This is a genomic window from Marinobacter shunpengi, assembly GCF_045449695.1.
Classification (GTDB): domain Bacteria; phylum Pseudomonadota; class Gammaproteobacteria; order Pseudomonadales; family Oleiphilaceae; genus Marinobacter.
This window is the reverse complement of sequence record NZ_JBJJKZ010000012.1, coordinates 545,759-555,004: the sequence shown is the minus strand read 5'-3', so window position 1 is coordinate 555,004 and position 9,246 is coordinate 545,759. Positions and strand designations below refer to the sequence as shown.

The following is a 9,246-nucleotide window of genomic DNA, read 5'->3' as shown; positions in this document are numbered from 1 at the left end:
GAAGCCCTTCTTTCTGATCACTGGGTCAGAATTGCTCTTTAACAATTCGGATGAGATTGAAACACGAGATTGATTCTTCTAGTTCAGAGTCAATCTCAGCGATAACGATCAAGCGTTATCCGGTGTGTCGTTGAAGTGGTTGTTTATAGCTTCAGTCGGCTGTCTCTGAAAGCCATCCTTAACAGGATGATGACCTGGCTTGCCAGGGCATCGTTCGATTTAGGTTGGTGAACAGGTCAGTTGTCTTGGGGTTATATAGTCAAGCAACTAAGCGCATACGGTGGATGCCTTGGCAGTCAGAGGCGATGAAAGACGTGGAAGCCTGCGATAAGGCTCGGGGAGCTGGCAAACAAGCTGTGATCCGGGCATCTCTGAATGGGGAAACCCACCGACTTTCGGGTCGGTATCTTACACTGAATCCATAGGTGTAAGAGGCGAACCGGGGGAACTGAAACATCTAAGTACCCCGAGGAAAAGAAATCAACCGAGATTCCCTTAGTAGCGGCGAGCGAACGGGGACCAGCCCTTAAGCTGGACGACTGGTAGGAGAAGGTTCTGGAAAGGACCGCCATAGTGGGTGATAGCCCCGTATCCGAAACCTGAGTTCAGTGAAATCGAGTAGGACGGGTCACGTGTAATCCTGTCTGAACATGGGGGGACCATCCTCCAAGGCTAAATACTCCTGACTGACCGATAGTGAACCAGTACCGTGAGGGAAAGGCGAAAAGAACCCCTGTGAGGGGAGTGAAATAGACCCTGAAACCGTATGCGTACAAGCAGTCGGAGCCCCTTCGTGGGGTGACGGCGTACCTTTTGTATAATGGGTCAGCGACTTATGTTCAGTGGCGAGGTTAACCGTGTAGGGGAGCCGTAGGGAAACCGAGTCTGAATAGGGCGACTTAGTCGCTGGGCATAGACCCGAAACCGGGCGATCTATCCATGAGCAGGGTGAAGGTGCCGTAACAGGCACTGGAGGCCCGAACCCACTGTCGTTGAAAAGCCAGGGGATGACTTGTGGATCGGAGTGAAAGGCTAATCAAGCCCGGAGATAGCTGGTTCTCCCCGAAAGCTATTTAGGTAGCGCCTCGGACGAATACCACTGGGGGTAGAGCACTGTTTCGGCTAGGGGGTCATCCCGACTTACCAACCCGATGCAAACTCCGAATACCAGTGAGTACTATCCGGGAGACACACAGCGGGTGCTAACGTCCGTTGTGGAGAGGGAAACAACCCAGACCGCCAGCTAAGGTCCCCAAGTACCAGTTAAGTGGGAAACGATGTGGGAAGGCTCAGACAGCTAGGAGGTTGGCTTAGAAGCAGCCATCCTTTAAAGAAAGCGTAATAGCTCACTAGTCGAGTCGGCCTGCGCGGAAGATGTAACGGGGCTCAAACTGGTCACCGAAGCTGCGGCTGCATACGCAAGTATGCGGGGTAGGGGAGCGTTCTGTAAGCCTGCGAAGGTGTGCCGAGAGGCATGCTGGAGGTATCAGAAGTGCGAATGCTGACATGAGTAACGATAATGGGGGTGAAAAACCCCCACGCCGGAAGACCAAGGGTTCCTGCGCAACGCTAATCGGCGCAGGGTGAGTCGGCCCCTAAGGCGAGACCGAAAGGTGTAGTCGATGGGAAACGGGTTAATATTCCCGTACCTTGGGTAGCTGCGATGGAGAGACGGAGAAGGCTAGGTGAGCCGGGCGACGGTTGTCCCGGTTTAAGCGTGTAGGAAGGGGACTTAGGCAAATCCGGGTCCTCAATTCCGAGACGTGACGACGACTGCCCTTTCAGGGCGGGAAGTCATTGATGCCAGGCTTCCAGGAAAATCTTCTAAGCTTCAGGCTACTCGGGCCCGTACCCCAAACCGACACAGGTGGTCAGGGTGAGAATCCCAAGGCGCTTGAGAGAACTCGGGTAAAGGAACTAGGCAAAATGGTGCCGTAACTTCGGGAGAAGGCACGCCGGCGTTAGGTGAAACCCCTGCGGGTGGAGCCGAGGCCGGTCGAAGATACCAGGCCCCTGCGACTGTTTATTAAAAACACAGCACTGTGCTAACACGAAAGTGGACGTATACGGTGTGACGCCTGCCCGGTGCCGGAAGGTTAATTGATGGGGTTAGTCCTCGGACGAAGCTCTTGATCGAAGCCCCGGTAAACGGCGGCCGTAACTATAACGGTCCTAAGGTAGCGAAATTCCTTGTCGGGTAAGTTCCGACCTGCACGAATGGCGTAACGATGGGGGCGCTGTCTCTACCCGAGACTCAGTGAAATTGAAATCGCCGTGAAGATGCGGTGTATCCGCGGCTAGACGGAAAGACCCCGTGAACCTTTACTATAGCTTCACAGTGAACTTTGAGCATGTTTGTGTAGGATAGCTGGGAGGCTTTGAAACCGGGACGCCAGTTCCGGTGGAGCCAACCTTGAAATACCAGCCTGACATGTTTGAGGTTCTAACTTGGTCCCCTGATCGGGGATGAGGACACTGTGTGGTGGGTAGTTTGACTGGGGCGGTCTCCTCCCAAAGCGTAACGGAGGAGCACAAAGGTGGGCTAAGCATGGTCGGACATCATGCGGTTAGTGTAATGGCACAAGCCCGCTTAACTGCGAGACAGACACGTCGAGCAGGTACGAAAGTAGGTCATAGTGATCCGGTGGTTCTGTATGGAAGGGCCATCGCTCAACGGATAAAAGGTACTCCGGGGATAACAGGCTGATACCGCCCAAGAGTTCACATCGACGGCGGTGTTTGGCACCTCGATGTCGGCTCATCACATCCTGGGGCTGAAGCCGGTCCCAAGGGTATGGCTGTTCGCCATTTAAAGTGGTACGCGAGCTGGGTTTAGAACGTCGTGAGACAGTTCGGTCCCTATCTGCCGTGGACGTTGGAGATTTGAGGAAAGCTGCTCCTAGTACGAGAGGACCGGAGTGGACGAACCTCTGGTGTTCGGGTTGTCACGCCAGTGGCACTGCCCGGTAGCTATGTTCGGACGGGATAACCGCTGAAGGCATCTAAGCGGGAAGCCCCTTCCAAGATGAGATCTCCCCGGGCCCTCGAGGCCCCTGAAGAGCCGTTCAAGACCAGGACGTTGATAGGCCGGGTGTGTAAGCGCTGCGAGGCGTTGAGCTAACCGGTACTAATTGCTCGTGCGGCTTGACTATATAACACCCAAGACAACTGCGATAACCTTGATCGTAAAGCACTTCAATCTCATCCATCCCAGTGATCAACCGTTTTGCCTGACGACCATAGCGGTCTGGAACCACCTGATCCCATCCCGAACTCAGCAGTGAAACAGACCAGCGCCGATGGTAGTGTGGCGTTGCCCATGCGAGAGTAGGTCATCGTCAGGCTCTTAATCCCAAAACCCCGACAGCTAACGCTGCCGGGGTTTTTTATTGGCCGTTAGAAAGAGATGACCTACGAGAGTGTGAGCCTCGGTGCCCGACAGGGCAGGCGACGCGCAGCGTTGCCAGGGGCGAACGCCCGGAGCGTCTCGCGAAGGGCCGGGGCATCGTCGCCCTGCGCAGCAGGGCCTGGGGGCCACACCAAAACTCCTCGGCGCCCTGCGAGCGCTACCCCTCTCCCCAGCCCTCTCCCTCAGGGGGAGAGGGAGTAAGTCTGTGCAAACCGGCAACGGGGGCACTCAATACTCACCATAAAAAAGCCCCGACACCAACCGGCATCAGGGCTTTACACTCCGTTAAAAGCAGCCTCTCAGTCCCGCAATCCTAAGCACCACTCCCTCAAACAAACGCCATCCAGGGCACCGTCCACACCCCGAAGATCACCATCGCAGCCCCGGCAATCTGCCGAAACCACCGATTGGTGCGAAGTGCCTGTATCCAGGTAGCTGCGAGACCGGTGCCCAGCATGGAGGGCAGTGTTCCCAGGCCGAAGAACAGCATGGTGAGAGCCGCCGCAGGAACGGTGGGTTGCAAGGCGGCCCAGCCCAGGGTGCTGTAGACCAGTCCGCAGGGTAACCAGCCCCAGAGTGTGCCCAGTAGGAGCGCCTGGAATGGGTTGCGGACGGGTAGCAGCTTGCCGGTAATGGGCTGCAGGCGCCGCCAGACCGGCGCCCCGATCCGTTCAATGTGGCGTATGCCGTTCCACCACTGGCCCATGGAAAGCCCCATCAGGACAAGGAGCAGCCCCGCCAATGTCCTCAGGGGTGGTCCCAGGCTGCTCCAGGTGCCAGTGGCACTGACGCTGAGCCAGGCGATGAGGGTTGCGATAACCACATAGGAGGCGATACGCCCGCCGTTGAAGGCGAGCAGCATGGAGAGTTGACGAAACCGAAAACCGCGACCCACCGGCAGGCTCATGGACAGTGACGCACTGATGCCACCGCACATGCCCAGGCAGTGGGTACTGCCCAGGAGGCCAATAACAAAGGCGGCGGGGTAGCTCAGTGCCAGGTCGTTCAAGGTCAGGCCTTTGGCTCGTTCCGTTCGTCCTGATCGACAGTGCGCCCGGTTTCGGCTCGGGCGACGTCCCGGGGCTGCTTGGCGTCGTCGGGGATCATGTCCCGATCATCGTCGTAGAGGATGCGGTGCGCCGGGCCTTCCAGGTCGTCATACTGGCCATTTTTTACCGCCCAGTTAAACAGCAGGATACCGGCGGTCACCAGCAGCAATGTGATGGGAACGAGTATGAGGACTATATTCACCAGCTAATCACCTCTATCCGCCCGTGGCGGACATCTTGTGTTGGCCCTGTTCGCCAGGTTCGGGGAGAGACGCTTCCGTCTCCCTCCTGGCATCCTGGCTGAGCCTGAGTGCATTGAGGACCACCACCAGCGAACTCAGCGACATGCCGATGGCCGCCAGCCAGGGCGGTACAAGGCCGGCAGCCGCCAGTGGCAGGGCCAGCAGGTTGTAACCCAGTGCCCACAGCATGTTCTGCCGGATGATACGCCGCGTATCCCGGCTGGCGTCAATGGCCCTGGCCAGGAGCGACAGCCTGCCACTGAGCAGGATGGCATCCGCCCGGTATTGGGTCAGGTCAGTGGCGGAACCCATGGCCACGGAGACCGCAGCACCCGCCATGGAGGGCAGGTCATTCAGGCCATCTCCCACCATCATGATCTTCCTGTCCTTGTCCGCCAACCCCTGCAGGTATGATAACTTGGCTTCCGGGGAGGCACCGCCAATTGCTTGGTCGACGCCCAGTTCCCTGGCTACCCGATCCACGTGGCCGGAACGGTCACCACTGAGCATGATGGTCGCAATCCCCCGGGACTGTAATGTGTGGATGGCGTCCCGGGCATCGTCCCGGATCCGGTCATCGATCAGGAAGCATGCCTCGACCTGGCCGTCCACCGACAGCCACAGATCGATGCCGGCGCCATCCTCCGGCACTGGGGGAGGGGCTGTCGTTGTACGGGTGGCGATAAACTCCCTGTGACCTATTGCCACGGGGTGGCCCTGCCATCGGCCGGTCAGCCCCTCCCCGAGATGATTGTGAACGTCGGATACCTCCTCGGCGGACATTCCGGCGAATACCCGACTGATCGGATGTTCCGAATGCCGCTCCAGTCCCGCAGCCACCGCCAGGACCTGTCCGGACGACAGAGACCCCAGCGGCTTTGTGTCCAGCAGGTGCAGCCTGCCTTCGGTCAGGGTGCCGGTCTTGTCGAAGACAATGGTGTCGATTTCCCCCAGGGATTCCAGGGTGTGGCCCCTAGTGGGCAGGAAGCCCAGCTTCCGCAATGTCAGAGTAGCGCTGGTCAGGGCCGTGGGGGTGGCCAGTGACAGGGCACAGGGGCAGGTTACCACCAGCACCGACAGGGTGATATCGAAGGCGTGGTCAGAGCCGGCCAGCCACCAGCCCAGCCAGACCAGGGGCGCAATCACCAGTACACGGCTGACAAAGACTGCGGCGATTCGGTCTGCCATCCTGGCCACCCGTGGCTTGTCGGACTGTACCCGGTCGAGGATCCTCAAGATGCCCGACAGGCGGGTACGGCTGCCGGTCCGCGATACCTCGATTTCCAGCGGGTTCTCACCGTTGATGCTGCCGGCAAACACCTCGTCACCCGGTTGGTGGGATTCCGGCAGGTATTCGCCGGTCAGGGCTGCCTCGTTGAGTGTGGAACGCCCATGGACGATGACACCATCCACCGCCAGGGTCTCCCCGGGTTTCACCCGAATATGGTCGCCTGCCTGTAATTGGTGAGCTGGCACCACTTCCGGTTCCCCGTCACGGACAAGTGTGGCTATCCGGGGCTGGTAGTCGCCCAGGGCCTTGCCGGTGAGCCCCGCGCGGTATCGTGCCCTGGTCTCGATGTAGCGGCCCAGTGACAGGAAGAAGGTGAACATGCAGACCGACTCGAAATACACCTCCCCGCCGCCTGAGACGGTTACCCAGGCGCTGGCGATGTAGGCCAGACCAATGGCGGTGGCTACGGGCACATCCATAGTGAAGTGCCGGGCCTTCAGGTCGCGGATGGCATTGGTGAAAAATGGGCGGGCGCTGTAGACCACCACTGGGGTGGCCACCAATAGGCTGAACCAGCGGAAGAGCTGGATAAACTCCGGCGTCACGTCGCTGATCATGTCGAAATACAGCGGGATCGCGAGCATCATGCTCTGCATGGTGCCGATACCGGCCACCAGCAGGCGGATAATGGCGGAACGGTTTTCGGCCTTCAGGGCCTGCTCGGCTTCATCCGCGTGATAGGGGGAGGCCGTGTAGCCCAATTCCTGAATGGCGATCAGCAGGTCACTGAGACGGGTCTCGTCCGGTGACCAGACGAGCCTTGCCCGCTGGGTGGTGTGGTTGATGGAAAACGCCTCCACACCCGGGTACCGGGTCAGGTGCTTCTCCAGCAGCCAGATACAGGCCGCGCAGGTGATGCCCCCGATCAGCAGTTGCGCCTCCATGGCGCCCCTGACCGGTGCGACGAAAGACTCCTGGGCGGCGGGATGGTCCAGCTCACGCAGCCGTTCCAGGTCCGGTTCGGAGAGTGAGCGCGGGGTTGCCGCCGGCGCCGTGCGGAACTCGTAGAAACGATCCAGTCCCTCCTGGTGGATGGTCTCGAATACCGACTGACAGCCATGACAGCAGAACACCCGCGCGGGATGTGCCGGATCGGGGACGATGGCCCCGGCGGACCGGACGGGTTCACCGCAGTGGAAGCAGGAAAGCGTATCAGCCACGATCCGAGTCATCGGGGCGCAACGTTATCCCGGACTCAACAGGAAAACGCCCCTCACCCTTGATACGCCAGTCGGCGGATGGGTCGCTCAGGTCAAGGTACCAGCGACCGTCAATATTGCCGGCAATCTGGCCCTGGTAGAGGCCGGGGCTGACAGATCGGAGCTGGATTATCCGGTCCTCCTCACCCAGGGTCGGGTGGAACAGTTGCAGGACCAGGTACTCCGGTGCCACCGCCGTGGTCTCCCTGCTCTCCAGGGTAACCTCCAACTGGCGCTGGGACTGACGGATACGGGCTTCCAGGCCCAGGTCCGACGCCAGAATATCCCGGGCCATGGACTGATTGATGCCAAGCCCTTCCTTGGAATAGTCGTCCACCACCATGGAGTTCTGCGTGTTCAGGGCTATGGTAATGGCGATGATGCAGTAGGTAATGGACATCGCCGGAAACAGAACCAGGAACCAGAACCAGGGCTGTCGGTACCAGGGGCGGTTAGCTTCGTCGGTATGGATATTCGCGGTGTTGGACATGGTGTACTCGTTTCAGGGAACAGGTTGCCCGGCCCCGGGGCCGGGCTGGTGGTCAGCGGGGTCTTGGACCAATGAACTGGCTATCGGTTTCATCGGATATGTTAGGGCTGTCGACGGCTTCTATGCGGAAGGTGATCCTGGTATTGATGTCTTCCAGATCCTCCGGGTCCACCTCGACCACCACCGGCACCGATCGGTGACCGCTGGGGTCGACGCTGACCGGCTCACTCCCGCGGAGGAGCCTGGCTGACTCGATGCCGTCGACTTCAATGCGGTATTCCCGCGGATCTTCCGACAGGTTGTTGATTTTCAGGGTGTAGGTGTTCTCCACCCAGCCCCGGCCATTGTAGTTGAACATGGCGCCCCGGTCGCGGATCACATCCAGATCCACCGGTACCCGGGTGACAATGGTAACCACAACCGCCGCGATCATGAGCATCAGCAATGCCCCGTATCCGAAGGTGCGTGGGCGAAGCAGTTTCGAGCTTTTACCTTCCAGTTCGTTCTCCGTGGTGTAACGGATCAGGCCACGGGGGTATTCCATCTTGTCCATAACGCTGTCGCAGGCGTCAATGCACAGGGCACAGCCGATGCATTCATATTGCAGGCCGTCCCGTATATCGATGCCGGTGGGGCAGACCTGCACACAGAGACCGCAATCGATACAGTCGCCCAGCCCGATTTCCTCCCGGTCGGCGGACTTCTTGCGGCTGCCCCGGGGCTCACCACGGTTGGGATCGTAGGAGACCACCCGGGTATTGCGGTCGAACATGACGGACTGGAAGCGGGCATACGGACACATATACAGGCACACCTGCTCGCGCATCCAGCCGGCGTTCATGTAGGTAGCCAGGGTGAAGAAGCCGACCCAGAAATACGCCCAGCCGTTGGCGTCCAGTGTTGCCAGGTCCGCCAGCAGGTCGCGGATGGGGTAGAAATACCCCACGAAGGTCAGGCCGGTGGCCAGGGCAATCAGTAGCCAGGCAATGTGTTTCGCTGACTTACGCATGACCTTTTCAGGAGAGTTGGGGGCCTTGTCGAGTTTTATCCGCTTGTTACGGCTACCCTCGATACGCTCCTCAACCCACATGAAGATGAAGGTCCACACGGTTTGCGGGCAGGTGTAGCCGCACCAGACCCGGCCAAACAGGGTTGTGATAAAGAACAGTCCGAAGGCACAGATGATCAACATCGCCGCCAGCAGAAAGAAATCCTGGGGGTAGAAGGTGCCGCCGAAGAGATGGAACTCCCGGGCGGGCAGGTCAAAATGGATCAGCGGTTGACCGTCAAACGTCACCCACACGAACAGGAAGTACATGCCCATCAGGGCCATCAGGCTGAAGAAGCGGATACGCTGGAACAGGCCCGTTACTGCCCGCACGTAGATCTTCTTGCGGCTGGCGTAAAGCTCGACGGTTTCCGGCTTCTTTTTGTTGTTGTCGGAGGGGCCGTCAGTGTTCGGGTCTATTTCTTTGACCGGAATCTGACTGCTCATCAGTTACCTCCCGATGAAACAAGGTGACCAGCCCGTAGGCAGTGTGGTCCTTGGGGATCTTTTCAAGCCTG

The 9,246-nt window shown here is 59.1% G+C and carries 5 protein-coding genes and 2 rRNA genes; 2 read left to right on the top strand and 5 right to left on the bottom strand.

Annotated features, from left to right (window positions below; all coding sequences use genetic code 11):
- Window positions 1-257 precede the first annotated feature (257 nt).
- Both ACJO2E_RS09290 and rrf read left to right on the top strand, forming a co-directional pair.
- Window positions 258-3,152: ribosomal RNA gene (locus tag ACJO2E_RS09290) — 23S ribosomal RNA — on the top strand.
- Window positions 3,153-3,229: 77 nt separating this feature from the next.
- A 5S ribosomal RNA gene (gene rrf, locus ACJO2E_RS09285) occupies window positions 3,230-3,344 on the top strand.
- Window positions 3,345-3,737: 393 nt separating this feature from the next.
- On the opposite strand, the gene ACJO2E_RS09280 is transcribed toward rrf, so the two are convergent.
- From ACJO2E_RS09280 to ccoG, 5 genes are read right to left on the bottom strand one after another with little or no spacing between them, the layout of a single operon-like run.
- Window positions 3,738-4,418 (bottom strand): sulfite exporter TauE/SafE family protein, encoded by a 681-nt coding sequence (locus tag ACJO2E_RS09280; RefSeq protein WP_406963584.1) that lies wholly within the window; start codon window positions 4,416-4,418, stop codon window positions 3,738-3,740.
- A 2-nt stretch (window positions 4,419-4,420) separates the two neighbouring features.
- On the bottom strand, window positions 4,421-4,660 hold the full coding sequence (gene ccoS / locus ACJO2E_RS09275) for a cbb3-type cytochrome oxidase assembly protein CcoS (protein WP_406963583.1): 240 nt from the start codon (window positions 4,658-4,660) through the stop codon (window positions 4,421-4,423).
- 13 nt (window positions 4,661-4,673) lie between these two features.
- The gene (locus ACJO2E_RS09270; RefSeq protein ID WP_406963582.1) at window positions 4,674-7,151 is read right to left on the bottom strand and encodes a heavy metal translocating P-type ATPase; all 2,478 of its coding nucleotides are present in this window, start codon (window positions 7,149-7,151) and stop codon (window positions 4,674-4,676) included.
- Complete coding sequence (locus tag ACJO2E_RS09265) at window positions 7,144-7,680, bottom strand: FixH family protein (RefSeq protein WP_406963581.1); 537 nt, start codon at window positions 7,678-7,680, stop codon at window positions 7,144-7,146. Before ACJO2E_RS09265 ends, ACJO2E_RS09270 begins: the two co-directional genes overlap by 8 nt.
- Window positions 7,681-7,732: 52 nt before the next feature.
- The gene (gene ccoG, locus ACJO2E_RS09260; RefSeq protein ID WP_406963580.1) at window positions 7,733-9,175 is read right to left on the bottom strand and encodes a cytochrome c oxidase accessory protein CcoG; all 1,443 of its coding nucleotides are present in this window, start codon (window positions 9,173-9,175) and stop codon (window positions 7,733-7,735) included.
- Between the last annotated feature and the right edge of the window lie 71 nt (window positions 9,176-9,246).

What these genes read in the sequence shown, in the direction of transcription:
- ACJO2E_RS09265 (WP_406963581.1), bottom strand. Translation starts at nt 7,680, where the DNA reads ATGTCCAACACCGCGAATATCCATACCGACGAAGCTAACCGCCCCTGG.
- ccoG (WP_406963580.1), bottom strand. Translation starts at nt 9,175, where the DNA reads ATGAGCAGTCAGATTCCGGTCAAAGAAATAGACCCGAACACTGACGGC.